This is a genomic window from Streptomyces sp. NPDC002867 (assembly GCF_053591895.1).
Window position 1 is genome coordinate 85981 of record NZ_JBSFUR010000023.1, and the last position, 25213, is coordinate 111193.

23 protein-coding genes are annotated in these 25213 nt (G+C 72.4%); 5 read left to right on the forward strand and 18 right to left on the reverse strand.

The window, feature by feature from the left end; all coding sequences use genetic code 11:
- Positions 1-39 precede the first annotated feature (39 nt).
- Entirely contained in the window at positions 40-702 is a 663-nt protein-coding gene (locus tag ACWD0A_RS22190; RefSeq protein WP_451300578.1) for a lipoprotein, read from the reverse strand.
- 111 nt (positions 703-813) lie between these two features.
- Here ACWD0A_RS22190 and ACWD0A_RS22195 point away from each other — a divergent pair, with 111 nt between their 5' ends.
- Together ACWD0A_RS22195 and ACWD0A_RS22200 are read left to right on the forward strand one after the other, a co-directional pair.
- Positions 814-1374, forward strand: coding sequence for a sugar O-acetyltransferase (locus tag ACWD0A_RS22195; RefSeq protein ID WP_451300580.1), 561 nt, complete (start codon positions 814-816; stop codon positions 1372-1374).
- 48 nt (positions 1375-1422) lie between these two features.
- Positions 1423-3081: a bifunctional 3'-5' exonuclease/DNA polymerase gene (locus tag ACWD0A_RS22200; protein WP_451300582.1), complete on the forward strand. Its 1659-nt coding sequence runs from the start codon at positions 1423-1425 to the stop codon at positions 3079-3081.
- Positions 3082-3279: 198 nt separating this feature from the next.
- Here ACWD0A_RS22200 and ACWD0A_RS22205 read toward each other — a convergent pair whose 3' ends face one another.
- A complete protein-coding gene (locus ACWD0A_RS22205) occupies positions 3280-4188 on the reverse strand; it encodes a quinone oxidoreductase family protein (protein ID WP_451300584.1) in 909 nt (302 codons plus the stop codon).
- 284 nt (positions 4189-4472) lie between these two features.
- Here ACWD0A_RS22205 and ACWD0A_RS22210 point away from each other — a divergent pair, with 284 nt between their 5' ends.
- The gene (locus ACWD0A_RS22210) at positions 4473-5192 is read left to right on the forward strand and encodes a ScbR family autoregulator-binding transcription factor (protein WP_451300586.1); all 720 of its coding nucleotides are present in this window, start codon (positions 4473-4475) and stop codon (positions 5190-5192) included.
- Between the two features lie 67 nt (positions 5193-5259).
- Here the strand turns inward: ACWD0A_RS22210 and ACWD0A_RS22215 are convergent, their stop codons facing one another.
- Both ACWD0A_RS22215 and ACWD0A_RS22220 read right to left on the reverse strand, forming a co-directional pair.
- Positions 5260-6024, reverse strand: a complete 765-nt coding sequence (locus ACWD0A_RS22215; RefSeq protein WP_451300588.1) for an SDR family oxidoreductase — start codon at positions 6022-6024, stop codon at positions 5260-5262.
- Between the two features lie 97 nt (positions 6025-6121).
- The gene (locus tag ACWD0A_RS22220; RefSeq protein WP_451300590.1) at positions 6122-6820 is read right to left on the reverse strand and encodes a ScbR family autoregulator-binding transcription factor; all 699 of its coding nucleotides are present in this window, start codon (positions 6818-6820) and stop codon (positions 6122-6124) included.
- A 155-nt stretch (positions 6821-6975) separates the two neighbouring features.
- Between ACWD0A_RS22220 and ACWD0A_RS22225 the strand changes: the two genes are divergently transcribed.
- The gene (locus ACWD0A_RS22225; RefSeq protein WP_451300592.1) at positions 6976-7956 is read left to right on the forward strand and encodes a ScbA/BarX family gamma-butyrolactone biosynthesis protein; all 981 of its coding nucleotides are present in this window, start codon (positions 6976-6978) and stop codon (positions 7954-7956) included.
- Positions 7957-8050: 94 nt separating this feature from the next.
- On the opposite strand, the gene ACWD0A_RS22230 is transcribed toward ACWD0A_RS22225, so the two are convergent.
- From ACWD0A_RS22230 to wrbA, 10 genes are all read right to left on the reverse strand, one after another.
- A complete protein-coding gene (locus ACWD0A_RS22230; protein ID WP_451300594.1) occupies positions 8051-9439 on the reverse strand; it encodes an aldehyde dehydrogenase family protein in 1389 nt (462 codons plus the stop codon).
- The gene (locus ACWD0A_RS22235) at positions 9439-10536 is read right to left on the reverse strand and encodes an acyl-CoA synthetase family protein (RefSeq protein ID WP_177149579.1); all 1098 of its coding nucleotides are present in this window, start codon (positions 10534-10536) and stop codon (positions 9439-9441) included. The genes ACWD0A_RS22230 and ACWD0A_RS22235 overlap by 1 nt, the downstream gene beginning before the upstream one ends.
- 136 nt (positions 10537-10672) lie before the next feature.
- The gene (locus tag ACWD0A_RS22240) at positions 10673-11422 is read right to left on the reverse strand and encodes a DsbA family oxidoreductase (protein WP_451300596.1); all 750 of its coding nucleotides are present in this window, start codon (positions 11420-11422) and stop codon (positions 10673-10675) included.
- A 207-nt stretch (positions 11423-11629) separates the two neighbouring features.
- Positions 11630-12718 (reverse strand): LLM class flavin-dependent oxidoreductase, encoded by a 1089-nt coding sequence (locus ACWD0A_RS22245; protein WP_451300621.1) that lies wholly within the window; start codon positions 12716-12718, stop codon positions 11630-11632.
- Positions 12719-12996: 278 nt separating this feature from the next.
- On the reverse strand, positions 12997-14181 hold the full coding sequence (gene aroC, locus ACWD0A_RS22250) for a chorismate synthase (RefSeq protein WP_451300598.1): 1185 nt from the start codon (positions 14179-14181) through the stop codon (positions 12997-12999).
- A gap of 2 nt (positions 14182-14183) precedes the next feature.
- Positions 14184-15398 carry a 3-hydroxybenzoate 6-monooxygenase gene (locus ACWD0A_RS22255; protein ID WP_451300600.1) on the reverse strand — a complete coding sequence of 405 codons (1215 nt, stop codon included), beginning with the start codon at positions 15396-15398 and terminating at the stop codon, positions 14184-14186.
- Positions 15399-15545: 147 nt separating this feature from the next.
- Complete coding sequence (aroA, locus tag ACWD0A_RS22260; protein WP_451300602.1) at positions 15546-16814, reverse strand: 3-phosphoshikimate 1-carboxyvinyltransferase; 1269 nt, start codon at positions 16812-16814, stop codon at positions 15546-15548.
- Entirely contained in the window at positions 16814-17557 is a 744-nt protein-coding gene (locus ACWD0A_RS22265) for an SDR family NAD(P)-dependent oxidoreductase (protein WP_307714220.1), read from the reverse strand. The genes aroA and ACWD0A_RS22265 overlap by 1 nt, the downstream gene beginning before the upstream one ends.
- Positions 17558-17846: 289 nt before the next feature.
- Positions 17847-18896 carry a DUF6081 family protein gene (locus ACWD0A_RS22270; protein ID WP_451300605.1) on the reverse strand — a complete coding sequence of 350 codons (1050 nt, stop codon included), beginning with the start codon at positions 18894-18896 and terminating at the stop codon, positions 17847-17849.
- A 480-nt stretch (positions 18897-19376) separates the two neighbouring features.
- The gene (wrbA, locus tag ACWD0A_RS22275; RefSeq protein ID WP_307714222.1) at positions 19377-19994 is read right to left on the reverse strand and encodes an NAD(P)H:quinone oxidoreductase; all 618 of its coding nucleotides are present in this window, start codon (positions 19992-19994) and stop codon (positions 19377-19379) included.
- A 467-nt stretch (positions 19995-20461) separates the two neighbouring features.
- Between wrbA and ACWD0A_RS22280 the strand changes: the two genes are divergently transcribed.
- On the forward strand, positions 20462-21301 hold the full coding sequence (locus tag ACWD0A_RS22280) for a shikimate dehydrogenase (protein WP_451300607.1): 840 nt from the start codon (positions 20462-20464) through the stop codon (positions 21299-21301).
- A gap of 160 nt (positions 21302-21461) precedes the next feature.
- Here the strand turns inward: ACWD0A_RS22280 and ACWD0A_RS22285 are convergent, their stop codons facing one another.
- From ACWD0A_RS22285 to ACWD0A_RS22300, 4 genes are all read right to left on the reverse strand, one after another.
- On the reverse strand, positions 21462-22661 hold the full coding sequence (locus tag ACWD0A_RS22285; RefSeq protein WP_451300609.1) for an IS701 family transposase: 1200 nt from the start codon (positions 22659-22661) through the stop codon (positions 21462-21464).
- 400 nt (positions 22662-23061) lie between these two features.
- Entirely contained in the window at positions 23062-24171 is a 1110-nt protein-coding gene (locus ACWD0A_RS22290; protein ID WP_451300623.1) for a 3-dehydroquinate synthase family protein, read from the reverse strand.
- A gap of 5 nt (positions 24172-24176) precedes the next feature.
- On the reverse strand, positions 24177-24740 hold the full coding sequence (locus ACWD0A_RS22295) for a shikimate kinase (RefSeq protein ID WP_451300611.1): 564 nt from the start codon (positions 24738-24740) through the stop codon (positions 24177-24179).
- Complete coding sequence (locus ACWD0A_RS22300) at positions 24724-25056, reverse strand: hypothetical protein (protein ID WP_451300613.1); 333 nt, start codon at positions 25054-25056, stop codon at positions 24724-24726. The genes ACWD0A_RS22295 and ACWD0A_RS22300 overlap by 17 nt, the downstream gene beginning before the upstream one ends.
- Between the last annotated feature and the right edge of the window lie 157 nt (positions 25057-25213).

The following is a 25213-nucleotide window of genomic DNA, read 5'->3' on the forward strand; positions in this document are numbered from 1 at the left end:
GGACGCGCCTACGGGGCGATGTTCTGCTCGGCATCGGCGTCAGCCCGTGCGCAGGCTCTTCCTGGCCAGCTCGTACGCGGGAAGCATCTCCTCGTGCTCCTGGGTGTCGAGTCCGCCGAGGTCCACGACCACGACGCCCTCGGGCGTCGCCACGGCGAAGGCGCGCTCCTTCTTCGGCTCGTCGAGGAGGTCGTCGGTGTTGACGTACGTGACCTCGACGGCGTCCCGCTCGCCCGCCTTCGTGGCGGTGTACGTCTCCTTCTCGCGGCTCTTCGCCGCGTCCGCGACGAACGCCCGCAGCGCCTCACGGGCGTCGTCGCCCGCCTTGCCGCCCGCCCAGACGCGGAGGAAGCCGATGTTCCCGGCGGGCTTCGCGTCGATCTCGCAGACGAGCGTGACGGGACCCTGCCGCAGGAGAGCGCCGAATTCGTCGTCCGCGCCGCCGCTCTCGACCGCTTCGGGCTTCCAGTCGGCCGCGACGTCGAAGGTGACCGGCATCGGGCACGGCGAGCCGGGGCCGCCGATCGTGGCCCCCTTCTTCGCGGAGCCCGCCGCGGCGGGCGTCGCCGTGGCGTCCGCCGTGCTCTTGGCCCCTGCCTCGGCGTCCGCCGCCTGCTCCGACGAGCAGCCGGTCACCGCGCCCAGCGCCAGGACCGCCGTCGCCGCCTTGAGGGCCGCGCCGCGCGCACGCCCCTGCCTCACTTCTCGCACCGGAGGATCCCCACCCTGTGAATGTGCTCGCGGCCATGACCGTCCGCGTAGTAAGGACCAATCGTACGGAGGCGACGACCGGAGCCGAGGGGCGGACCGCGCATGGGCGTGAACAAGGACCGGATGCTGGCCGGCGAGTGGTATCTGCCCGACGATCCCGAGCTGACCGAGGACACGGGGCGGCGCTTCGCGCTGTGTGCCGCGTACAACGCGGGCGGCGGCGCTGCGCCCGCGGACCGGGAGCGGATCCTCGCCGAACTGCTCGGCGGCCTGGGCCGGGAGGTGCGCATCCGGCCGCCGTTCCAGTGCGACTACGGCTACAACATCCGCATCGGCGACCGGACGTTCGTCAACTTCAACGCGGTCTTCCTGGACGCCGCCCCCATCACGATCGGCGCCGACGTGCAGATCGGTCCGAACGTCCAGCTCCTCACGCCCGCCCACGAGCTGGACACCGAACGCCGCCGCGCCGGCTGGGAGCGGGCGGACCCGGTGACCGTGGGCGACAACGTGTGGCTGGGCGGCGGCGTGATCGTGTGCCCGGGGGTGACGATCGGCGAGAACACCGTGGTCGGCGCCGGGGCCGTCGTCACCAGGGACCTGCCGGCCGGGGTGCTCGCGGTCGGCAGCCCGGCCCGCGTCGTCCGCCGTCTCACCGGCTGACGGCGGCGGCACGGCGCATTGTCCGCCCCTGCTGCCACACTCGAACCCGTGAGCGAGCGGTGGGCCGTGGCGGCGGACGGGGACGGGGCACGGCTCGTCCCCCTCGGCCCCGACGGCCTGCCCGCGGGGCCGGTCGTCACCGAGCCCGACCTCGTCGAGGCGGTCCGCTCCCGGCCCGCCGTGGGCCGGTGGGTGTGGCGGTCCACGGCGGAGATCTATCCCCGCCTGCTCGCGGCGGGCGTCAGGGTCGAGCGGTGCTACGACATCGAGGACGCGGAGCTGCTGCTGCTCGGCCACGCGGGGCGGCTGGGCGAGCCGCGCTCGGCGGCGGCCGCGTGGGCGCGCCTGCGGAACGCGCCCGTGCCTCCCGATCCCCCGGCGCGCGCGGCCGTCCCGGGCTCCCAGGCCCCGCTGTTCGAGCCGCAGCCGGCGCCCCTGCCGCTGGAGGCGCTGCTGGAGGTCTACGCCGGCCAGCAGAGACGGCACGACGCCGCCGAACACCCGGGGCGGATGCGGCTGCTGACGGCCGCCGAGTCGGCGGGGATGCTGGTGGCCGCCGAGATGCACCGGGCGGGCCTGCCGTGGCGGGCCGACGTGCACCGCGAGGTCCTGCACGAACTGCTCGGCGAGCGGTACGCGGGCGGCGGCGAGCCGCGCCGCCTCGCGGAGCTGGCGGACGAGGTCTCGGCGGCGTTCGGACGGCGGGTGAGGCCGGATCTGCCGGCGGACGTGGTGAAGGCGTTCGCGGGGGCCGGGATCAAAGTGAGGTCGACCCGCCGCTGGGAGCTGGCGGAGATCGACCATCCGGCGGTCGATCCGCTGATCCGGTACAAGAAGCTGTACCGCATCTGGACCGCGCACGGCTGGAGCTGGCTCCAGGACTGGGTGCGCGACGGGCGGTTCCGGCCGGAGTACCAGCCCGGCGGCACCGTGTCGGGGCGGTGGACGACCAACGGCGGCGGGGCGCTGCAGATCCCCAAGGTGATCCGGCGGGCGGTGGTCGCGGACGAGGGCTGGCGGCTGGTGGTGGCCGACGCGGACCAGATGGAGCCGCGGGTGCTGGCCGCGATCTCCCGTGACCAGGGGCTGATGGAGGTCGCCGGTCACGACGGCGACCTGTACACCGCGCTGTCCGACCGCGGGTTCTCCGGCGACCGCGCGCACGCGAAGCTCGCGCTGCTCGGCGCGATCTACGGGCAGACGTCGGGCGACGGCCTGAAGAACCTGGCGGCCCTGCGGCGCCGGTTCCCGCGAGCCGTGGCGTACGTGGACGAGGCGGCGAAGGCGGGCGAGGAGGGCCGCCGCGTCCGCACCTGGCTCGGCCGGACGAGCCCGGGGGCGGAGGAGGCGGGGGCGGAGGAGGCGGGCATCCCCCAGGAGGACGACGAGGACCGCGGCCGCTTCTCCTCCTCGGACGCCCGCGCGAGGGGCCGCTTCACGAGGAACTTCGTGGTGCAGGGCAGCGCCGCGGACTGGGCCCTGCTGATGCTGGCGGCGCTGCGGCGGTCGACGGCGGGGATGCGGGCGGAGCTGGTGTTCTTCCAGCACGACGAGGTGATCGTGCACTGCCCGCTGGAGGAGACGGAAGCGGTGACCCGCGCGATCCGCGAGGCGGGCACCCTCGCGGGCCGCCTCGCCTTCGGCGACACCCCGGTGCGGTTCCCGTTCACGGTGGCGGTGGTGGAGCGCTACGCGGACGCGAAGTAGTTCGCGCTGCGCCGGCGGACCGGGCCGATCCAGCCCCGCCGGACCGCTGCGCCGGCGGACCGGGCCGATCCAGGGGCGTGCCGTGCCACCGGGGGGCGGCAGGGCCCGATGCCTCGACCGGGTCGCCCGGGCTCTGCCGGACCCCGCGCCTCAAACGCCGGCGAGGCCGGCGGTCATGCCGGACGGGCTGAAAAGGCGTCACGGCACGAGCAGCACCTTGCCCGTCGTGCGCCGCCCGCGCAGGTCCTCGAAGGCGCGGCGCGCCTCGCCGAGCGCGTACGGCGGCGACGTCACCGGTCTCAGGCGTCCCTCCGACACCAGGCGCAGCATCTCCGCCAGCGGGCCCGACACCGCCCCCGGCCGCGCCAGCGTCGGGCGGAGCCAGAAGCCGACCACGGCCGCGTTCAGCCGCAGCAGACGCGCCGGGTCCAGGGGCGGCAGCCCCTCCCCCCGCGCGTCCCCGTACGTCACCAGGCGGCCGAAGTCCGCGAGGGACGACAGCGCCTGCGCGAACAGCTCCCCGCCCGTCGCGTCCAGGATCACGTCCGCGCGCTCCGCGAGCGGGTACTCCGCCACCGCGTCCGCCCCCAGTTTCAGGGCGAGTTCGCGCTTCTCGGGTGTCGACGCCTGGGCCAGGACCCGGCCGGCGCCGAAGATCCCGGCGAGTTGTACGGCGAGACTGCCCACACCCCCGCCCGCCGCGTGCACGACCACCGTCTCCCCCTGCTGGAGGCGAGCCGCCGATGTCAGCAGGTGCCACGCGGTCAGGCCCTGCATCAACAGGGCCAGCGCCTGTCCGGCGTCGAGTTCGTCCGGTATCGCGATGACGGCCGGCTCCTTGGCGACGGCCAGCTCGGCGTACCCGTTCGCCACCCGGGCGAGCACCCGGCGGCCGTCCTCGGTGCGGCCGACGACCTCGCTGCCCGGGATGCGCGGCAGCGATTCCGCTACGGCGTAGGAGCCGTCGACGACAAGGGTGTCGGCGTAGTTCACGCCGGCCGCCTCCACCGTGAGCAACAGCTCGCCCGGTCCCGGTACGGGATCGGGCACCTCGACGGTCTCCAGCACCTCGGGACCGCCGAATCGACTGAACTGGATCGCACGCACTCTCGATTCCCACCCTTCTGTCCGGTGTGCCCGCCCACCGAGGGAGCGCGGGCTCGAATAAACAACCGACTAAACGGTTTCTTTCTTCATGTACGCCTGTGGAGATGACAATGTCTGGGCCTCGAGACGGCTCCCACCTCCCGATTCGGGGTAGTTTCAGCGGCCAATGAGAGCGAAATCCAGTCGGACCACGCACGCCAAGGGCCAGTAAAGAAACCGCATGGTAGGTTTCTGTGGTGGGAGATGTCCCTCGTATTGCTGATCGCGAGGAAGGGGTGGCGGCGGTGGCCAAGCAGGAGCGGGCGGAACAGACCCGGCGGTCCTTGATCCGCGCGGCGGCCCTGACCTTCGACGACGTCGGCTACGAGCGCTCCTCCCTCACCCGGATCAGCGAGGCCGCCGGTGTGTCCAAGGGCGCGCTGTCGTTCCACTTCGCCTCCAAGGACGAACTCGCGGACGCCGTCCAGGAGTCCGCCCACCTCGCCGCCCGGACCGTCGTCGACGACGTCCGCCGCCGCCCCGGCCCGGCATTGCAGTCCGTCATCGACATCACGCACGAGCTCGCCGCCCTGCTGGAGAGGGACCCCGTCGCGCGGGCGGGTGCCCGGCTGGCCCGGGAGCGTCCCGCGAGCACCGAGCTCCCGCACCACTGGAACGCGGCCTGGGCGGAGGCCGTACGCCGGCTGCTGCGCCACGCCCGGACCGACGGGTCCCTGATCCCTGATGCGAACGTCCACACGGTCGCCGTACTCGTGGCGTACCTGATGTCAGGTCTGGAGACGACCGTGCGCGACCACGGCGTCCTGGCCGAACTGGTACCGCCGCAGGGCGCCGATGATCCCCCCGAGCCGCCCCGCGCGTGGCTCAGCCGGATCTGGGAGCTCGTGCTGCCGGAGGTCGCCGCCGCCGGGCACCTGCCGGTGCTGATGGCGGACGGCACCCGTACCAGGGACGGCCGGGACACCGCCCTGTGCCCGCTGGGACCGCACGCGGCGGAGCCCTGAAAGCCCGCGGCCACCGCATCCCGCCCCCTGCCCCGTCAGGCCGTGACAGGGGCCTGACGGACCCGCGTCAGAGCCGTGAGCCGCCCGTGGCGTCGATGTACTGCCCGGTGACCCAGCGGGACTCCTCGGACGCCAGGAAGCCCACGACGTCCGCGATGTCGGCCGGCTGCCCGATGCGGCCGAAGGCGGAGAAGCTCTCCAGGAAGGCGGCGCCCTCCGGGGTCGAGCGCAGTGGCGCGTTCATGTCCGTCTCGACGAAGCCCGGCGCGACCGTGTTCACGGTGATCCCGCGTCCGGCGAGTTCCTTGGCCAGGGCCAGGGTGAAGGTGTCCACGGCGCCCTTGGTCATCGAGTACGCGATGGCCTCGGGGAACGCCATCCGGGTCACGCCCGAGGAGATGTTGACCACGCGCCCGCCGTCGCGCAGCAGCCCGAGACCCCGCTGGACCAGGAAGAACGGCGCCTTGACGTTCACCGCGAACAGCAGGTCGAAGTCGGCCTCGGTCACCTCGTCGATCCGGGCCGTCGGCCCGAGCGCGGCGTTGTTGACCAGCACGTCGAGCCCCGGCTCGGCTCCCTGGGCCGCCAGGCCCTCGCCGAACCCCTCGTAGAGCGCGGCCACACCGTCGCCGGCGGCCAGATCGGCGCGCACGGCGAAGGCTTGCCCGCCCTCCGCGATGATCGACTCGACCGTCTCCTTCGCGGCCGCGTCGTTGCTCCCGTAGTGGACCGCGACGAGGAATCCGTCCCTCGCCAGCCGCTGCGCTATGCCGCGGCCGATCCCCCTGCTCGCTCCCGTGACCAGCGCTGTCCTTGCACCCGAAGCAGTCATGCGACCGCCCCTCCCCTTCGAAGTGATCGATTTCGCGCGTGATGTTGTGGCGGCCTTCCGGCCGGCGTGAGCCCGCCGCAAGGCCTGGCTGCAGTGCCTAGGCGCCCGCCGAAGCACCCGCCGTGAGTGCCGCACCCTCGCCGTCCCCCTCGGCCGGTCCGTCCTCCTCGGTGGCCTGGGCGGACACCCTGGCGCCGCGGTCGGGACCGGTGTCCAGCCGGCCGAGGATCCCGGGGACGGCGATGGCGGGCAGCATGTGGTCGTACATCAGGCCCACCTGGCGCTCCAGACACGAGATGTCCGACGACGCCTGCGAGGTGAGCGACAGGCCGGTGAAGGCGCCGACGAGGATCCCGGCCGTCTCCTCGGGCAGCACGTGCGGGAGCAGTTCGCCCTGCGCCTTGGCCTGGCCGAGCAGGCTCGCGATCAGTTCGGTCCACTCGCTGTACGGGGCGCCGAAGAGGTCCCGCGAGCTCTGGTCGGCGGCGAGGCGTGCGGCCGCGCGCAGGACGACCTCGCGGGGCAGCCGGTAGGCCAGCACCATGCTGACGTCCACGACTTCCTGGAGCTTGGACGGCTGCTCGGGGACGCCCTCGGTGGTCACCGCGTAGGCGAGGACCCCTCTGGCCAGGTCTTCCTTGGACGAGAAGTGGAAGTACAGCGCGCCTTTCGTCACATCGGCGCGGGCCAGGATGTCCGCGATGGTCGCGGCCTCGTAGCCCCGCTCCGCGAAGACGGTGGCGGCTGCCTCAAGGATGGTCGCGCGAGTCCTGGTCGCGCGTTCCTGACGTGCCATCAGGCCTCCTCTCACTCCCCGTTCGCTTTCAAGTTCTTCTTGAGTTTGCCGCGGATCGATTGACAAAACAAACCGGGCAGTCCGTATCTTAGCAGGGGAACGGACGGCCGTTCCCACGTAGAAGGTCTACGAGCCTGGGGGGTTCTATGTCTCAGTTGTCCATCCATGCCCGAAAAAGGACCACGCGCAAGATCCGCCGGTCGGTTTCGTCGCCGACCTCCGCGGTGGTCTCCACGGTCGGCACCCGGCCGAGCGGACCGATCACTCCGAAGTTCGTGCACCGCGTCGCCGAGGACGACATCCTGATCACCTCGTGGACGCGACTGGGCGAGGACCGATTCCACCTCTCCGCCGACTGGACGGTGGCCCACGGGTTCTTCACCCCCGCACCGAGGGCACGGCACAACGAAATGCTCGTGGTGCAGACCATCCGTCAGGCGGGTCTGCTGCTGGCGCACGCGGGGTTCGAGACCCCCACCGCCGACCAGTACCTCATGAACAAGCTCCAGTATTCCTCGGATCCGGACTACCCCACGGTGGACCGGACCATGGATGCCATCGAGATCGACGTCCGGTGCGTCCCGTCCGGACGCCGCAGCCTGGACATGCACTTCGTGTTCTCGCACGAGGGCACGATCTTCGTGACCTGCAGCGCCGCGTTCAGCTGGGTGCCGGCGAACGTGTACGGACGGCTGCGTGGAGCGTACGCCTCCGCCCGGCCGGCCGGTGCCCCGGCCCCCGTCGCTCCGGCCCTCGTGGGCCGGCGCGCCGAGGACGAGGTGACGCTCGCCCCCACCGACAGGACCAGCCGGTGGGAACTGCGCGGCGACACCGGACATCTGGCCCTGCTGGACCACCCGGTCGACCACGTGCCGGGCCTGGTTCTGGTCGAGGCCGCCCACCAGGCGGCGTTCGCCCACGCGGGGCCCGACGGCTTCGTGCCGACGTCGACCTCCATCGTGCCCACGAAGTACGTGGAGTTCGACACCCCCTGCTGGATCGAGGCGCGCGACGTCCAGAGCGCGCTCCCCGGCAGCAGGGCGATCGAGGTGACCGGGATCCAGCACGGTGAACTCACCTTCCGCTGTGTCCTCACGTCCTGCGTCAAGTGGCCTCCCGCCGTGGGCGAGTGGTAGGAGCGCACGACCTGTCGGTCAGGTGTGTGACCGACGACAAGGAGGAGGCCCTGTCCGGGGTATGGACAGGGCCTCCGGCCTGGGGGGGTGCCCCTCAGCCGCGGATGACGGTCTTGGTGCGCATCAGGAACTCGCCCAGGTAGCCGTCGTGCGGCACGCTGCGGTCCATCCAGTGGGTCGGGTGGTCCCCCAGGTGGACGTTGCAGATGCTCGGGTCCTCCACCAGCGCGTCGATGAGGCCGGCGTGTGCCTCCTCGTCCCCGGTGATCACGCCGAGCACGAGGGTCTCGCGCAGCGACGCGATGCCGTCGGCGGGGCTCCACGGCGCCACCCACACGCAGGGGAAGGGCAGTTCGACACGGTGCTGACCGCCCTCGGTTCCGGTGAGTTCGTGCACGGCGGGCCGCAGCACCGCACTGCCGTCCGGCAGTTCCTCGACGACACCGTCCCCGCCGAGGTGCGCGGTGGTCCCGGCGGCCTGGGCCAGCAGGTAGCGCTCGAGGTTCCGCGCGGTCTCGGCCGGCTGCACGGGCAGGACGGCCTTCTCGTCCTCGGGCGGCAGCGACGGCAGCGCGGCCAGCCGCTCGGCGATCGCCGCGGCCAGCGGTGCCGGGTCGCCCTCGACGAACACGGCGGTCGTGTTGACGCACTTGACGCCGCCGTGGTGGGCCACCGAGTCCACGATCGTGTCCAGATGCTCGCGCCAGTCGGCGTCCGCGGTGACGAGGATCTTGGAACGTCCGGGGCCCTGGGCGAGCACCGTCGTGTCGGCCGCGTACTTCTGGACCACGTCGTCGCCGCCGTAGCTGATGCTCAGGTCGGCCCCGGCCATGACCTCGTCCGCGACCGAGTGGTCCGTGGGCAGCAGGACGACCTGGTCGTCGCCGAAGCCCGCGGCCCGCAGCGCGGTCACCAGCCGGTGGGGGGTGAACGGCTCACGGCGCGAGGGCCGTACGGCGACCCGGTAACCGAGGGCCAGTGCCTCCAGCCACAGGGCGTGCGGGGCCGGGTGGTTGCCCGCCGCGTTGACGGCGAGGACCTCGCCGCGCCGCGTCCACACCGCGCGGCCGATGCGGGTCAGCGGGTGTCGCCAGTCGGAGACGGCGCCCGTGGGGCGCGCGTTGTACGACGGGGTCAGCACGCGCTCGGCGGAGTCGGCGATCTCGTCGGCCGCCGACCGCACGGCCTGCAGGGGCACACCGCAGATCCGCGAGACGGTCCGCTCGTACTCCTCGTACGACAGGCCGCCGACCTCCTGCTCGCGGAAGACGCGGCCCGCGCGGGAGAGGGCGGCGAGCCGCTGCTCCTGCGGCAGCGGACGCGCCTTGCGCAGCGCGACCATGGCGCGGCCGACGAACAGCGCGGGGACGAGGCTCAGTTCGGCGGTGGGGGCGCCGGCCACGTCGGGGATGGTGAGCCGCTTGCGGGACCGGTAGGGCCCGTTCGGGCCGAGCGCGTCGAGGGCGACCGGTTCGGCGGTCATCAGTAAACCCCCTCGATGACCTTCTCGTCGTCGAACTCGCGCACCGGTGCGATGTCCGCGACCGAGTCGCCGACCTGCCCCTCCAGCGGGCGGATACGGGTGGCGAAGTCCCGCTCCAGGTTGTTCGGCAGGAACAGGCTCTTGCCGACGTAGTTCATGACGACCCGGCCGCGCTCGCCGTACTCGACGGGCTTGCGGGCCTCCAGGTCGATCACGTTGTAGGTCATGTACGGCGAGAACGGGTCGTAGACGCAGGGCTCGTCGTCGCTCAGACCGGGGCGCTCGCTGACGTGGCCGAGGGTCATCGTGTTGCCGAAGCCGCTGTAGAGGGCGATGCCCGGGTACAGCTCGGTGCGGTACAGATGACGGGTGTCGGGGTCGAGCTGGGTGCCGACCCACATGATCGCCTTGACCTTCTTGCGGACCAGCTCGACGAGGTCGTCGCGCCGGCTCAGCCGCTCCAGCACCGGCGGCGTCAGCATCAGGACGCCGATGTCCTGGGAGGCCAGCGCGTGGGAGAGCTGGTCGACCAGGTGGTCGGTGTAGAGGTCGGCCTCGGTCTCGGCGCCACGGGCGATGATCTTCTTCACCCAGCGCGGGTCCACGTCGATCGTGAACGACAGGCCGCCGCGGGCCGCCACCAGCTGCTGGAAGGTCGCGCCGACCATGTGCGGGCCGGACGGGATCGACAGCAGCCAGTTCACATCGCGCGGCACGCCGTGGGCGTCGAGCTGCGCGTTGCTGTGCGCGATCAGCATCTCCAGCCACTCCTGGAGCATGACCACGCGCTTCGGCGCGCCCGTCGTGCCGCCGCTGTCGAAGACACCGACGACCTTCGGGCGGGGGCCGTAGCCCCGGGGGATCAGGTCCTCCGCGCGGACGTCGCGCAGCGAGTTCGCCACGTTGGGGAACAGCTTGAGGTCGTCGAACCCGCGCACATCGGCTATGGGGTCGAACTCCAGCTTCTGCGCCTGTGCCAGCCAGAACGGCGAACCGGTCTCCGGCGAGAAGTGCCAGCGGAGCGCCGCGCGGAGGAATTCGTCCGGGTCCGGCGTGACACCGTACGGCAGCTCGAGAATGGGATCGATGGCGGACACCGATGTGCTCCCTTCGGGAAACAACAAGAGAAAGAAGAAGTCAGCTTGTCCACATCATTCAAATGCCCGCGCATCGACCCCGCAAAGGCAGCCGTTTTACTCTGTCATGTGACCGGCGAATTGAATTGACGGAGCGTCATCGGTCCTGCGCCGAAAGGGAAACGGAATCGAGGACACCGTCCGCCCAGTCCGCGGTGTAGGCACGGAAGTCCGGGAAGCCGCCCTGCTGCGGGTCTGCCGTCCAGCGGAAGTCGGCGCCGGGGTTGTGCACGTCGACGCCGGCCGCCGTGAACAGGTGCGGGCTGCCCTGCACCCGCGGACCGCGCGCCACCGCCCAGTCGCGGTACACGGCGGCACGCCCCTCGCCCCGCTCGACGGCCGAGGCGAGGGCCTTCTCGTCGACGAGGGGGCATGCGGCGGCGACGGCGAGTATCTCGGCCGTGAGGCTGATGCAGCGGCCCTCGCCGTAGAAGGCGTGCCGCAGCGCGGTGTCGAGCTGGTCGGACGCGCGCAGGCCGCCGACGGCCGGGTCCTTGGCCGCCTGGACGGCCTCCATCGCCGGCAGGGTCGTCACCGGGTAGGTGTACTCGGGGGAGGTCCACAGGCGCCAGCCCAGCGCGGGCACCTTGGCCCCGATCGCGACCACCTCGGCGTCGATGATCGGCTTCGGCGTCGACTGGCTGTTGAACAGCTCCAGCGGGAACACCCGGTGGTCCACGACGAGTTCGGCGCCGCGCCGCTCGGCGGCCGCGTGCAGCGTATGCAGGGCCAGTGTGGCCCAGGGGCAGCCGATGTCCGACCACACGGTCACGGTGCGGGCGTCGGAGGAGAAGAGCGAGTCGTCCGCCGTCACGGGCAGGGTCCGAGCGTCGGCCAAGGGGTTCATCAGGGGTCCTCTTTCCTGGAGTCCGGGCCGTGCCCAGAGGCCGGGGAGAACCACCGCCGCCGGCCGTGGCGCGGCACCGTCAGTGTGACGGGCGGCACGCCGCGGTGCGCAGCGCGCGCGGGGGACTTCGTCACTTCCCCGCGGTGAACAGGCAAGAGGGGCCCGCCGGTTGTCCGGCGGGCCCCTCTCACGTGCGGACGTCGCGGCTCACCGCGCGGCACGCTCCTGGTCCCGGCGGGCGACGCGCTCCGCGTGCGTCGGCCCGGCCGGCACATCGGCGGCGCGGCCCGACGCGAACTCCTTGCGGAGCACCGGGAGGACCTCCTCGCCGAACAGGTCGAGCTGCTCCAGCGCGGTCTTCAGCGGAATCGAGTGCGCGTCGACGATGAACAACTGCCGCTGGTAGTCGCCGAACGTCTCCCGGAATCCCAGCGTCTTGTCGATGACCTCCTGCGGGGAGCCGACGCTCAGCGGTGTCTGCTCCATGAAATCTTCCAGACGGGCGCCGCCGTACAGCGGGGCGTTGTCGAAGTAGGGACGGAATTCCCGGACCGCGTCCTGGGAATTCCTCCGCAGGAAGAACTGGCCGCCCAGCCCGACGATCGCCTGCTCGGGCGCGCCGTGTCCGTGGTGCGCGTAACGCTCCCGGTACAGGTTGACCAGCCGGACGAAATGGTCCTTCGGCCAGAAGATGTGGTTCGCGAAGAAGCCGTCGCCGTAGTACGCGGCCTGCTCGGCGATCTCCGGGGAGCGGATGGAGCCGTGCCAGACGAACGGCGGCACCCCGTCCAGCGGCCGGGGCGTCGCCGTGAAGCTCTGCAGCGGCGTACGGAACCGGCCCTCCCAGTCCACCGTCTCCTCGCGCCACAGCCGGTGCAGCAGCGCGTAGTTCTCGACGGCGAGCGGGATGCCCTGCCGGATGTCCTTGCCGAACCAGGGGTACACGGGAGCCGTGTTGCCCCGGCCCATCATCAGGTCGACCCGGCCGTCCGCGAGGTGCTGGAGCATCGCGTAGTCCTCGGCGATCTTCACCGGGTCGTTGGTGGTGATCAGCGTGGTGGCCGTGGACAGGATGATCCGCTGCGTCCGCGCGGCGATGTGGCCGAGCAGCGTCGTCGGGGACGACGGCACGAACGGCGGGTTGTGGTGCTCGCCGGTGGCGAACACGTCCAGGCCGATCTCCTCCGCCTTCTCGGCGAGCGCGACCATCGCCTTGATGCGCTCGTGCTCGCCGGGCGTGCGGCCGGTGTGCGGGTCCCTGCCCACGTCCCCGATGCTGAATATGCCGAACTGCATGCTGTCCATCCCATCTCCGCCCGGACTCACTGAGAGATGCCGCCGGTCCCGGCGGCCGCTTCCTCCGGCTTCCCGGACCGGGCCGGGCCCGCATGCGCCCGTCCGCCGGCCCGTGCGGTGGCCGGCCTGCCGGTCCGGGTACCCGCGGGAGGAAGGGCTCGCCGCCCTTCCTCCGCCGTCTGCCTCACGGCGCCCAGTGTTCCCGCGCGGGTCCCCGCACCGAACCGCGGCGCTGCTACTCCGTCAGGTCGGTTACATATCCGGCCTGTTGCCCTACGTCAGCGGACCGCGAGCGCGTCGAGGTACGAGCCGACGTTGCGGCGGGTCTCGGTGACGCTGTCGCCGCCGAACTTCTCGACGACGGCGTCCGCCAGCACCAGCGCGACCATCGCCTCGGCGACGATCCCGGCCGCGGGCACCGCGCACACGTCGGAGCGCTGGTGGTGCGCCTGCGCCGGCTCACCGGTGCGGACGTCGAACGTGGCGAGCGCACGCGGCACGGTCGCGATCGGCTTCATCGCCGCCCGTACCCGCAGCACCTCGCCCGTCGACATGCCGCCCTCGGTGCCGCCCGAACGGCCCGACGTGCGCCGAACGCCCTGCTCCGTGGCCACGATCTCGTCGTGCGCCTTGGAGCCGGGCACCCGGGCCAGCTCGAACCCGTCGCCCACCTCGACGCCCTTGATCGCCTGGACGCCCATCAGCGCGGCGGCCAGCCGTGCGTCCAGGCGCCGGTCCCAGTGGACATGGCTGCCCAGGCCGACCGGCACCCCGTACGCCAGCACCTCCACGACGCCGCCGAGCGTGTCGCCGTCCTTGTGGGCCTGGTCGATCTCGGCGACCATCGCCCGGCTCCCGGCCGCGTCCAGGCAGCGCACCGGGTCGGCGTCCAGCCGCTCCACGTCCCCGGGGACCGGCAGCAGCCCGGACGGGGTCCGCGCCGCTCCCAGCTCGACGACATGGGACAGGATCTCGATCCCGGCCGTCTCGGCGAGGAACGCGCGGGCGACCGCGCCGAGCGCGACGCGCGCCGCGGTCTCCCGGGCACTCGCCCGCTCCAGCACCGGGCGGGCGTCGTCGAAGCCGTACTTCTGCATGCCGGCCAGATCGGCGTGACCGGGCCGCGGCCGGGTCAGCGGAGCGTTGCGGGCCATACCCGCCAGGATCTCCGGATCGACCGGGTCCGCCGACATCACCTGTTCCCACTTGGGCCACTCGGTGTTGCCGACCATGACGGCGACGGGCCCGCCCTGGGTCAGGCCGTGCCGGACGCCTCCGAGGAAGGACACCTCGTCCCGCTCGAACTTCATCCGCGCGCCGCGTCCGTACCCGAGGCGCCGCCGCGCCAGGGCGTCCGCCACCACGTCCGTGGTGACCGGCACACCGGCGGGCAGCCCCTCCAGCGTCGCGACCAGCGCGGGGCCGTGCGACTCACCCGCGGTGAGCCAGCGCAGACCACCCATGATCAGACCAGTCCGGCGGGCACGGGCGGGGCGACGTGGCCGGCGACGCCGACCTTGCTGCCGTGCAGCCAGGCGACCTTGTCGTACATGTCCTCGGCGCTGAGGGAGGCCAGCATCGCGTTGCGCTCCTTGGCCGCCTCGCCCGCCGGGTGGTACAGCTGCCGGCCCATCTCGCGCGCGACGAGCTGGGTCGCGGCCGTGCGCTCGCGGCGCTCGGCGTTGAACTTCTGGAAGTTCACCTCGAACTCGGACTCCTCGGTGCCGATCAGCTCGCCGAGCACGACCGCGTCCTCGACCGCCTGGCAGGCGCCCTGGGCCGCGTACTGGAGCATCGGGTGGGCGGCGTCGCCGACGAGGACGACCCGGCCGTCGGCCCAGGTGTCGACCGGGTCGCGGTCGCACAGGACCCAGCTGCGCCAGTCCTCGCCGAGGTTCAGCAGGCGCCGCGCGGTGTCGCCCAGCTCGGGGAACTCGCCGAGCACATGGTCCTTGGCGACCGGCTCGCCGAGGACGGCCTTCGTGGCGCCGTCGTCGCGGGTGGCGGCCAGGTTGAGGAACTTGCCCTCGCCGATGGGGTAGTGGACGAAGTGCCACTTGGGCCCGGCCCACAGCGTGACGGTGTTCCAGCGCAGCTCCTCGGGGACCTGCTCCATCGGGATCACCGAGCGGTAGATCGTGTGCCCGGACACGCGCGGGAAGCCGTCGCCGACGAGCTTCTTGCGGACGAAGGAGTTGATGCCGTCGGCGCCGATGAGCGCCGCGCCGGTGACCTCCTCGCCGGAGGTGAGACGCACGGTGACCGAGCCGTCGTTCTGCTCGTAGCTCACCACCGACGCCTCGGTGCGCAGCTCGATCGTGTCGACGCCGCGGCACGCCTCCAGCAGCGGCGCGTAGAGGTCGATGCGGTGGACGACGGCGTACGGGTTGCCGAACCGGCGGCGGTAGTCGCCGGTGAGCGGCATGGAGGCGACCTTCTCCCCCGTGGTGCCGTCCATGAAGCGCAGTTCGTCGATGTGCACGGCGCGGGCGCGGACCTCGTCGCCGACGCCGAGCTGGTCGAGGGCCTGGAAGGCGTTCGGGCCGAGCTGGATGCCGGCGCCGATCTCGGTGAAGGTGTCGCGGGCCTCCAGGACGGTGACCCGGTGGCCGCGACGGGAGATGCTCAGGGCCGCCGCCAGACCGCCGATCCCGCCGCCCGCAATGATGATGTCCGACATCTCGCTCTCATTTCTCGCTACGTGTGTCTGCTGGTCGTTGGGCGCTGCTGTGCCGTGCAATGCCGTACGGGCCGTGCCGCGCGCGTGCGTGCCGCGCGCGTGCGTGCCGCGCAATGCTGCTCGGTGCTGCTCGGTGCTGCTCGGTGCTCAGCCGGCCGGCGGGGGAAAGCTCGCCTGCGGTCCGAAGAGCCTCGACAGCTCCTCGTGGAAGCCGGGGAAGGTCTTGGCGACGCAGCCCGGGTCGTCGAGGGTGATGCCCGGGGTGCACAGCCCGAGGACCGAGAAGGCCATGGCGATGCGGTGGTCGCGGTGGCAGGCGATCTCGGTCGGCGCCATCCGTCCGGGGTGGACGGTGATCCGGTCCTCGCCCTCCTCGACCCGGACGCCGCCCGCGCGCAGGTTCGCCGCGATCGCGGTGATCCGGTCGGACTCCTTGAACCGCGCGTGGCGGATGCCGTGGACGGTGATCGGACCGTCGGCGAGCGGGGCCACGGCCGCCAGGGTCATGAAGGTGTCCGAGATGTCGCCCATGTCGACGTCGAAGCCGCCGCGCAGCCGTCCGGTGCCGGTGACCGTGGTGGCGTCCCGACCGATCTCGACCTCGGCGCCGGTGCGGGCCAGCACCTCGGCGAAGCGCAGATCGCCCTGCAGGCTGTCCTTGCCCAGGTGGGGCACGGTGACGGACGTACCGGTGACGGCGGCGGCGGCGAAGACGTACGAGGCGGTGGAGGCGTCCGGTTCGATGCGCAGCCCGGTGCCGGTGTAGCCCCCGCGCCCCACCCGCAGCCGGCCCTCGGCGTCGATACCGACCTCGGCCCCGAACCGGCGCATCAGCGCCGTCGTCATGTCGATGTACGGGCGGCTGACCAGCCCGTGCGCGGCGACGGTCAGCGGCTCGCGCATCAGCGGCGCCGACAGCAGCAGGCCCGTGAGGTACTGGCTGCTGACGGAGGAGTCCAGCGCGAGCTCGCCGCCCGCCAGGCCGCGCGCGGTGATGCGCAGCGGCAGCCCGCCGCCGTCGCCCGCCTCCACGCGGGCGCCCAGGTCGACCAGGGCGCGGGTCAGCGGGCCGAGCGGCCGGGCCCGGAGCTGGTCGGAGCCGTCGAAGTGGAACTCGCCCTCGCCCGCCGCCGCAAGGACGGGGAGGAAGCGTGCCGCGGTGCCCGCGTCGGCGCACCACACGGCCGCTCCGGTCCGCGGCGCGCGGCCGAGTCCGGTCACCGTCCAGCGGTCGTCGCGCACGTCGACGTCGACGCCGAGGGCGGTGAGCGCCTCGCGGAAGGCGACCGTGTCGTCGCTGACCAGGGGGGCGGTCAGGACGCTCGTCCCCTGGGCGGCGGCGGCCAGCAGCAGGGCCCGGTTGGTCAGCGACTTGGACCCTGGGATACGGGCCGCGCGGGCACGTATCCCGGACATCAGAGGGTCACCCCGCCGTCCAGCACCAGGTCGTGGCCGACGACGAACTTCGACTCGGGGCTCGCGAGCCACGCCACGGTGTCGGCGATCTCCTCGGTGCGCGCGACCCGGCCGGCCGGGGCCGACGTCTTCACGTGCTCCTCCCACTCGGCACGGCCGTTGGTGGCCTCCACGTCGCCGGGGCTGATGGAGTTGATCCGGATGCCGTCGCCGATGTGTTCCTGCGCGGCGGTGCGGGTGAGCGCGGACAGCGCCGCTTTCGTCGAGGCGTAGGCGCCGAATCCGAGCCGACGGCCGTTCACGCTGACATTCGTGGAGTGATTGACGATCACACCGCCACCGTGTTCCCGCATATGGGCGATCTCGTGCTTCATCAGCAGCCAGACGCCGGTGAGATTGGTGGAAAGGACTTCGCCCCATACGGCTTCGCAGGTTTCCGCGATCATATGGGGGTGGGGGACCCAGCAGGCGTTGTTGAACGCGATGTGCAGTCCGCCGTGGCGTTCCACCGTCGTTTTCACGAGCCGGATGACGTCCAGTGCGTGCGTCACGTCGGCCATGACGGCGTCGGCCTTGCCGCCTTCCTTCTCGATCAGGGTGACGGTGTCCGTCAGGTCCCGGGGTTCCCGCCCGGCGACCACCACGGTGGCGCCCTCCCTGGCGAAGGCCAGCGCGGTCGCTCTGCCGGTGCCGGAGCCGCCTCCGGTGACGAGTGCGACCTTGCCGGTGAATCGTGCTGTCATCAGGATTCTCCTGGTAGCGGGCTGAAGGGGCGATGCTCGGCGGACGGGAAAAAGGTTCCCCGTCGATGGATTACCGCGAGCAATTCATTCCGTTCACAAGAACGCGATGCGAATCACCTCTGGAGTCCCCTTAACTCTGCGCGGTGCCGTGGCCACCGATCAATGTGCGTCCGGCTACTTCGTCAGTTGACGGGATATGCCCGTGGCCATGCGAAAGCCCCGCATTCTCTTTCCCGGGCGGACCGTGGATAGAGAATGCGGGGCTCGGCGCGGGAGCAGCTGCCCGTCGTCAGAACCGGGCGCCGGTGACGCTCAGACGGCGCACGTCCAGCCGCGCCCCCTGCCCCCAGAGCCGGCTGCCGGGCCGGCTGTCCGGGTCGGCGAAGGTCTGCGGCGCCGGCGCGCCCGCATCGGGGTCGTGGTAGGCGGTGGTGTCGGTGAGCTTCACGAGGGCGCCGTCGGCCTGCGGTCCTTCGGCGTCCAGGAGCGTGAACATGCCGAAGCCGGGCGCGAGTTGACGCGGGGTCACGAGCTCTTCGCGGCCGCCCAGGTCGATGACGAGATGGGTGCGGTCCGTGGGGCGGAAGCCGATCCTGTCGACCTTGTGGACCTCGCGGCCGTTCACCGTCCACACCACCGTGCCCGCGGCCCGGTCGTAGGAGATGGCCAGGTCGTCGGCCTGGTCGGGGCTGGAGCGCCGGGCCACCGGGAGGGCGTAGGAGAAGGCCGCGTGGTCGGCGCCCGGGGTGGGCAGCCGCTCGTAGAGCGCGTAGATCCGGCTGTTGGTGACGAAGAAGTCGAAGACCATGTTCGACTCCTGGTCGATCGTGGTCATCGCGCCCGCCGCGAGCCGCAGGTCGGCGCGCGGGTCGGCCACCGCGTCGCCGAACGGATGCCGCTCGGTCCCGAACGTCCGGGCGCTGAGCGAGGAGTGGAACGTGAGCACGGTCCCGGGAGTGGCGTCGAAGCCCAGGACTCCGCTGGAGGCCCGGTGGCTCGCGAGGGCGAACCACTTGATGTGGTCGAGCGCGCCGTCACCGCCGGCGGACTCCTTGCCCGTGGTGTACGCGAAGGCGGGCGCGCCGGTCACGGGGTCGGTCCCCGTGGGCACGACGCGCAGCCCCGCCCGTGAGGTGGAGGTCCTGCCGTCGCCGTGGGGGAACGACCCGAGCGGCGTCACGGACCACTTGGCGTCGTCACCGGTGTGGTCGAATCCGCCGCTGAAGTCGTCCCAGGTCGTACGGGTTCCGGTCTCGGCGCCGACCGGGCCGGCGGGCACGAGGGCCATGGCGAGGGCGACCGTCAGCACGACCGGCAGGTGGAACATGGCGCGTTTCACTGCAGTGGCTCCCTGTGGTGTGTCGGCCGGAGGGCCGGGACCAGCCGGCCCGAATGCCCGGCAAGGACGGGCGGAAGGGCACGGACGAAGGCCCGGACCCCGCCCATCCTCCCGAGCGGTGGTTCGGGCACGAGGCAGGGACTACGGCCGCCTCGCGCACGGCGGCGCGTGTGTGCCCGCGAAGCGGGGCGGCACGGGGCCGAAGGACGGTTCATGCCGAGCCGGGGACCGGCGGAGCCCCTGGGCGTCACAGCGGGCGCGGGGCCGGGGCACGAGCAAACCTCCGGTCGATCGCCCGGCGAAGCCGGAGAAGCCGCTCCGCCCGAAGGACGGCAGGAGCCCCGGGCCCGTGCCCCGGAGACCCGGGGGCACGGAGGCCGGGGCGCGTGGCCCGGAGGCGCGAGGTTCCGGGCCGGGCTCCGGGGGCGGACGCCCGCGCCCCGGAGGGCGTGGGGGCGTGGGGGCGGAGCCCTCGGTGAATCAGGCCGTTGCCTCGAGGCCGCGCTTCAGCGCCGTGCCGATCTCCACCGCGCGACGCGCCTGGAACTCGACCGCCGCCAGGTTCTCCGTCCCGGGGGCCTCGTTGTTGTAGCCCACGTGGCTGGCGCCGTACGGGTTGCCGTTCTTGATGTCGAACTGGATGCCGTCCGCGTAACCGGGCGGAACGATGATCGCGCCCCAGTGGTAGAAGGTGTTGTTCAGCGCCAGGATCGTGCTCTCCTGGCCGCCGTGGGTCTGCGAGGTCGAGGTGAACGAGGAGACGACCTTGTTCACCAGCTTGCCCTTGGCCCAGATGCCGCCCGTGGTGTCGATGAACTGCTTGAGCTGGGCGGCCGGCAGGCCGTAACGGGTCGGCGTGCCGAAGAGGATGATGTCGGCCCACTCGAGGTCGTCCAGGCTCGCCACCGCGATGTCCTTCGTGGCCTCGCGGTGCGCGGACCAGGCCGGGTTGGAGGCGATGGCGGCCTCCGGAGCGAGCTCGGCCACCTGGCGCAGCCGGACCTCGGCGCCCGCCTTCTCCGCCGACTCGGCGGCGGCCAGGGCGAGCTTGTGGACGTTGCCGGTGGACGAGTAGTAAATGACTGCGACATTCGTCACGGTGGTGCGCTCCTTGTCGGAATGCGGGGCATGGACGGTTCGGAACCGCACCTGACCATCCCGCAGGGGTCATTGAGTCCTCAATCGATTCGCGGCGATTTCGTCACGTGTGGCGCCGGGAGTCCACGGCCGCGCAGGCGGACCGACGCTGTCAAGACGGCACACCGGGCCCGGCGCTGTTCATCTGACGAAGTATCGGGTGCTGGATACACGCTCCCGTGTGGCAGGCGTCACCCTGTGTCAGATAACGGAAGCCGGCAATCCGTGCGGTCGCTCCCGCCTCCCGGAAGTGCTCGCACACCCCCGGCCCTCGACCGCCGGGTGGTCCCCCCGCGGCCGTTGACCTTGTGATCGCCCGGATCCGGCGCCCCCACGGCCGCGCCGCCGCCGTCTTCCGTCCGGCCGATCCGACAAGGAGCCACGAGATGAGCAACGCTCGCCTCTCCCCACGGCAACCCTCAGACCCCATGCCCCGCAGCGGAATGCGCGTGGCCGTCCTGGGGTCCCCCGTCGCCCACTCCCTCTCCCCCGTCCTGCACCGCGCCGCCTACGCCGCCCTCGGCCTGACGTGGTCCTACACGGCCATGGAGTGCGACGAACGGCGCCTGCCCGCGCTGCTCGACTCGCTCGACGACTCGTGGGCGGGCCTGTCCCTGACCATGCCGCTGAAGCGTGCGGTGCTGCCGCTCGTCGACGAGGTGACGCCGCTGGCGCTCGACGTCGGCGGCGCGAACACGGTGATCCTGCGCGACGGCCGGCGGTACGGCCACAACACCGACGTTTACGGCATCCTCGCCGCGCTGCGCGAGGAGGGTCTGGGTGGCGGCAGCCGGCCCGACGCCGTGATCCTGGGCGGCGGGGCGACCGCGTGCTCGGCGCTGGCCGCGCTGAAGGAACTCGGACAGACCGACATCCCGGTCGTCGTACGGGAGAGCAGCCGCGGCGGGCAGGTGTGCGCGGCGGCCACACGGCTCGGGGTGGCCGTGCGGTACCACTCGTTCGACGAGCTGGGCGACGCACTGGACGGCGCGCGCCTCGTCCTCTCCACGCTGCCGGCCGGCGCGGCGGATCCGTACGCCGGGGCGATCGCGCGCAGCGGCGCCGACGTCTTCGACGTCGTGTACGCCGACTGGCCGACGCGGCTCGCGAGGGCCGCCCGCTTCGGCGGTGCGCGGGCGGTCGGCGGGCACGCGATGCTGCTGCACCAGGCCGTGCGCCAGGTCGAGTTGATGACCGGCCGCTCGGACGTGCCGGTGGAGGAGATGCGTCGCGCGGTGCGGGCGGAGATCGGCCTCCGGGCCGCCTAGACCACGGACCGCCGCATTCCGCACGGAACCACGGCGCACGGTCGGCTTCGGAAGCGGTGCGGCTTCCGGGCACCGGCGCCTGCTCTCGTGTCACGGAGCACGCCGGGGCCGCAGCGTGGGGAACGCCGCGGGCCGGCACGGGGCCGTCGGCCCCGCTCGCTCAGGCGGAGCGGATCAGACTGCGTGCGGTGCGCTCTTCCCGGACGCGTGCGGCCGAGAGGGCCACGATGGCGTGTGCCACGGAGCTGAGCGTGACATGCCGGTGCCAGCCCCCGAACGTACGGCCCTCGAAGTCCCGTACGCCGACGCGCGTGCTGATCTCGGCGAAGTCGCGCTCGACCCGTTCGGTGAGCCTGCCGAGCCGAAGGAGCACGGCGGGCGGTGCCTCGACCAGGTTGGTCAGCCACAGCTCCCCCGGCTGCCGCTCCCATCCCGACCAGGCGCCCGCCAGTTGCAGCGGCAGCCCGCCGCCCGGAGCGGGCAGGCTGACCCGCGTACCGGTCACGAGCGCCGAGCGGTTGATCGAGCTGTGCGGATCGACCCACCCGACCTGCCGGGACGCCTTCTTCACCCACTCGATCAACTGTTGTGCCTGGAGCCGGCGTTCGCCGTGCCCCGTGGACAGCGTCTCGCTCGGCACCAGCAGCGTCGTGCCGCCGATGCGCAGGACGAACGGGACCCCCTTGCGCGCGAAGTTCCGTGCGAGCAGGGCGGCGTCGTGGTCGCGCGCGTCCATCACCACCGGACGGCAGCGAAGCCCCCAGGCGCGCAGCGGTTCCAGGACGGCGTGCAGGGCGACGGCGCCGGGATCGGCCTCGCCCTCGCCCTCGGGTATCTCGGCGCGCTTGCGCCTCTCCTTGTCCTGCAGCCAGTCCGCTGGAAGGATCAGCCGCCAGTTGATGGGTGCGCTCTGCTCCTCGTTGGCCAGCCAGACGCCGTACGACTTCTGGCTGTTGACGACCCGCCCGAGCTGCGGCACGAAGGACTCCTCCACCCCCACCGTGTGCTCGCCGGTCTTGACCACGTACATCGGCCGGACCACCCAGGCGTGCGGCAGCAGCGTGCGGTCCAGGTGACCGGCCAGTGCTCTGCGCACCGCCAGCCAGTCCCACGAGGACTTGCTGATGAAGTGGTGCAGCCGCTGTTCGGCCGCGCCGCCGCCGATCACCGACGCGATCGACCGCATGGACTTGCGCCCAGGGATCGAGAGCAGTCCGGAGATGTACCACTCACCGCGTTCGCGCTGATCCCGGCGCGGCAGTGACGTGAGCATGCGCTTCGAGAACTCGGTCACGAAGTCGTCGTCGACATCGCCCCAAGCGATGTCCGGTCGTCCTTCCCTGTCCCTGGTCCCTTCCACAGGGCCCCCTTCCCTGGATGCGACCTGGTCCGCCGAAACCGCACAGCTCGCCGCGCGGAGTGCCAGACCTGGCCAACTCGACCACCATACCAAACCACGCAGTCGGTTTTTATTCGAAACAGGCCAACGACACTCCGTCAGGTCAGAGGAGCAAGCCAGTGGCATATGCAGGAGGAGGAAGGTCAATCACAAGGAAGGGGCAGCTGAGAGCCCCGGGAGGACTGCCACCACGGGCACCTCTCGGGGCTCACAAACAAGGGAGATGGTCGGTTTTCTGTCAGCAACTCGTCACCGGAAAGTCGTCGTCGACTGCTTCCGTACCGCGCGTGCTGTGCCCGCGCCGACCGGTGGCCGGCGGGCGGCGGTCCGGGGGACGGCGGTCGGGCGGCCTGCGCACGGCTCAGGAACCGATCCGGCGGTACGCCTCGTCCTGCAGCGCGCCCTCCGGGTCGTGGAGCAGACCCGGCCTGCCGATGGCGTCGAGCACGACCAGCGGCGCCGCGGCGTCCCCGGAGCCGGCCGTCAGGGCCTTCCGCAGCCCGTCCCACGCCTCACGAGGGTGGGACGTGGGCAGCCCGACGGCGGCGAGGATCTCGCGGTGGCGTTCCACGGAATCGTCGTCCAGCCGGTTCGCGAGCCGGGCCAGTTCGGCGGCGAAGACCATGCCGACGGCCAGGGCGTGCCCCGGCGGTACGCGGTAGTGCCCCACGCGCTCGATCGCGCGGCCGAGGGTGTGCCCGTACGCGAGGATCCAGGCCGCCTCGCCGTCCGGCCGGTCGAGGGCGGCGGTCTTCACCCGTACCGCGCGCTCGATCAGACCGGCGGCGTCGCAGCCGGACGGACGGGTGGCCCGCGCCGGATCGGCGGCGATCAGGTCCAGGATCACCGGGTCCCCGACGAAGCCCGCCTTGATCAGCTCGGCGAGCCCGCCGAGATGGCCTCCCTCGGGCACCGTCCCGAGCAGGTCCGGATCGCAGACCACCCCGGCGGGCGGGCGGCACACGCCGACCAGCTCCCGGCCCTCGGGCACGTTGATGCCCGCGGCGCCGCCGACGGCCGCGTCGACCATGCCGAGCAGCGTCGTCGGCACCAGGATCAGCGGCACACCGCGCCGCCAGGTCGCGGCGGCGAAGCCGGCGAGGTCCAGGGTCGCGCCGCCGCCGAAGGCGACCACGGCGTCGGCGCCGGTGATCCCGGCCGCCGCGAACCGGGACCACACACCCGCCAGGACACCGATCTGCTTGGCCGCCTCGCCCTGCGGGATCTGCAGCACGGCGACACGGCGGCCGTCGGCGTCCAGCGCCGCGCGGATCGACCGCACCTGACAGCTGAGGGACTCGTCGTGGACGAGGGCGACCGTCTTCGCCTTCTCCGGAAGAAGGCCGATCACCGCGGAGGCGGCCTTCTGGCCGATCAGGACGTCGTACGGCCGCTCACCGCCCGCCCTCACGCGCAGCGGATGACGCCCGCCGAGCGCTTCGGGAGAGGCGGGCACGAGACCTGGGAACATGGTGCTCACACGGGCTCCTTCGCTCGTGGGAAGGCCCCCGAGGGCCTGCCCGGCAGCAGGGCGGCGATCCGGCCGGCGACCTCGTCGGGGCGCTCCCCGGGCGCCACCGTCACGGTGTGGCGGGCCAGTCTGCGGTAGATCGGTGTGCGCACGCCGAGGACGGTGCGCAGTCGGCCGGCCGGGTCGTCGGCCAGCAGCGGACGGCTCGCCGCGTCGCCGATCCGGTCGAGCAACTGCTCCAGCGGCACGGCGAGATGGACGACCGTGTGCGAGCGCAGCGCCTGCTGGACGGAGGCGTCCAGGACGGATCCCCCGCCCAGCGCGAGGACCCCCGCGTGCCGCGCGAGCGCGCGGTGCACCGCCGCCCGCTCCAGCAGCCGGAAGTGCGCCTCGCCCGTGCGGTGCAGGATGTCGGCGATCGCCGTGCCCGCCGCCGCCTCCAGGTCGGCGTCCGTGTCCCGGAAGCCGACGCCGAGCAGGCCCGCGAGCAGCCGCCCCACCGTGGTCTTCCCCGCGCCGGGCGCGCCGATCAGCACGGCGGCCGGCCGGCGCTCAGGACGCGAAGGCAAGGCCGTGTCCGGAGAGCGAGTCCAGGGTGTGCACACCCTGCACGGTGGCCTCCACCTCGAAGGCGTGGCGGTGTCCGGGCGGTGCCCCGATGATCTCGGCCGCGCGGGTGGGGATCGGCTGGGCGGCCGCCTCGGCGGACTCCCACAGGAAGATCGCTCCCCACCGCTCGCCGGCCTCGTCGGAGATCCAGGTCTTGAGCACCAGTCCGGGTACGGCCGCGAACCGGTCCACGGCCTCGTCCCGGAGGAAGTCGCGCAGCTCGGCGATGGTGCGGCCGGTGCCCGCGAGCTCCCACCAGACGACTACGGCATGCATGGCTGTCCTCCTCGGCGGTGAACACCCGCCTGTGTCGGGTCTGTTGTGCGGTCTGTGTGCGATCCGGCGGCAGCGGCCGCGGGCGCGGTGCCAGGGGGAGGCAGGACGAGGGCCTGGTCGAGATCACGGGTCTGTGGTCGCACTTCGCCTGTGCCGA

Coding starts and splice junctions, on each gene's coding strand:
- aroA (WP_451300602.1), bottom strand. CDS start 16,814: ATGTCCGGGATACGTGCCCGCGCGGCCCGTATCCCAGGGTCCAAGTCG.
- ACWD0A_RS22280 (WP_451300607.1), top strand. CDS start 20,462: ATGCCCCGCAGCGGAATGCGCGTGGCCGTCCTGGGGTCCCCCGTCGCC.
- ACWD0A_RS22220 (WP_451300590.1), bottom strand. CDS start 6,820: ATGGCACGTCAGGAACGCGCGACCAGGACTCGCGCGACCATCCTTGAG.
- aroC (WP_451300598.1), bottom strand. CDS start 14,181: ATGGGTGGTCTGCGCTGGCTCACCGCGGGTGAGTCGCACGGCCCCGCG.
- ACWD0A_RS22290 (WP_451300623.1), bottom strand. CDS start 24,171: ATGTTCCCAGGTCTCGTGCCCGCCTCTCCCGAAGCGCTCGGCGGGCGT.
- ACWD0A_RS22215 (WP_451300588.1), bottom strand. CDS start 6,024: ATGACTGCTTCGGGTGCAAGGACAGCGCTGGTCACGGGAGCGAGCAGG.
- ACWD0A_RS22245 (WP_451300621.1), bottom strand. CDS start 12,718: ATGCAGTTCGGCATATTCAGCATCGGGGACGTGGGCAGGGACCCGCAC.
- ACWD0A_RS22300 (WP_451300613.1), bottom strand. CDS start 25,056: ATGCATGCCGTAGTCGTCTGGTGGGAGCTCGCGGGCACCGGCCGCACC.
- ACWD0A_RS22255 (WP_451300600.1), bottom strand. CDS start 15,398: ATGTCGGACATCATCATTGCGGGCGGCGGGATCGGCGGTCTGGCGGCG.
- ACWD0A_RS22240 (WP_451300596.1), bottom strand. CDS start 11,422: ATGAACCCCTTGGCCGACGCTCGGACCCTGCCCGTGACGGCGGACGAC.
- ACWD0A_RS22230 (WP_451300594.1), bottom strand. CDS start 9,439: ATGACCGCCGAACCGGTCGCCCTCGACGCGCTCGGCCCGAACGGGCCC.
- ACWD0A_RS22195 (WP_451300580.1), top strand. CDS start 814: ATGGGCGTGAACAAGGACCGGATGCTGGCCGGCGAGTGGTATCTGCCC.
- ACWD0A_RS22265 (WP_307714220.1), bottom strand. CDS start 17,557: ATGACAGCACGATTCACCGGCAAGGTCGCACTCGTCACCGGAGGCGGC.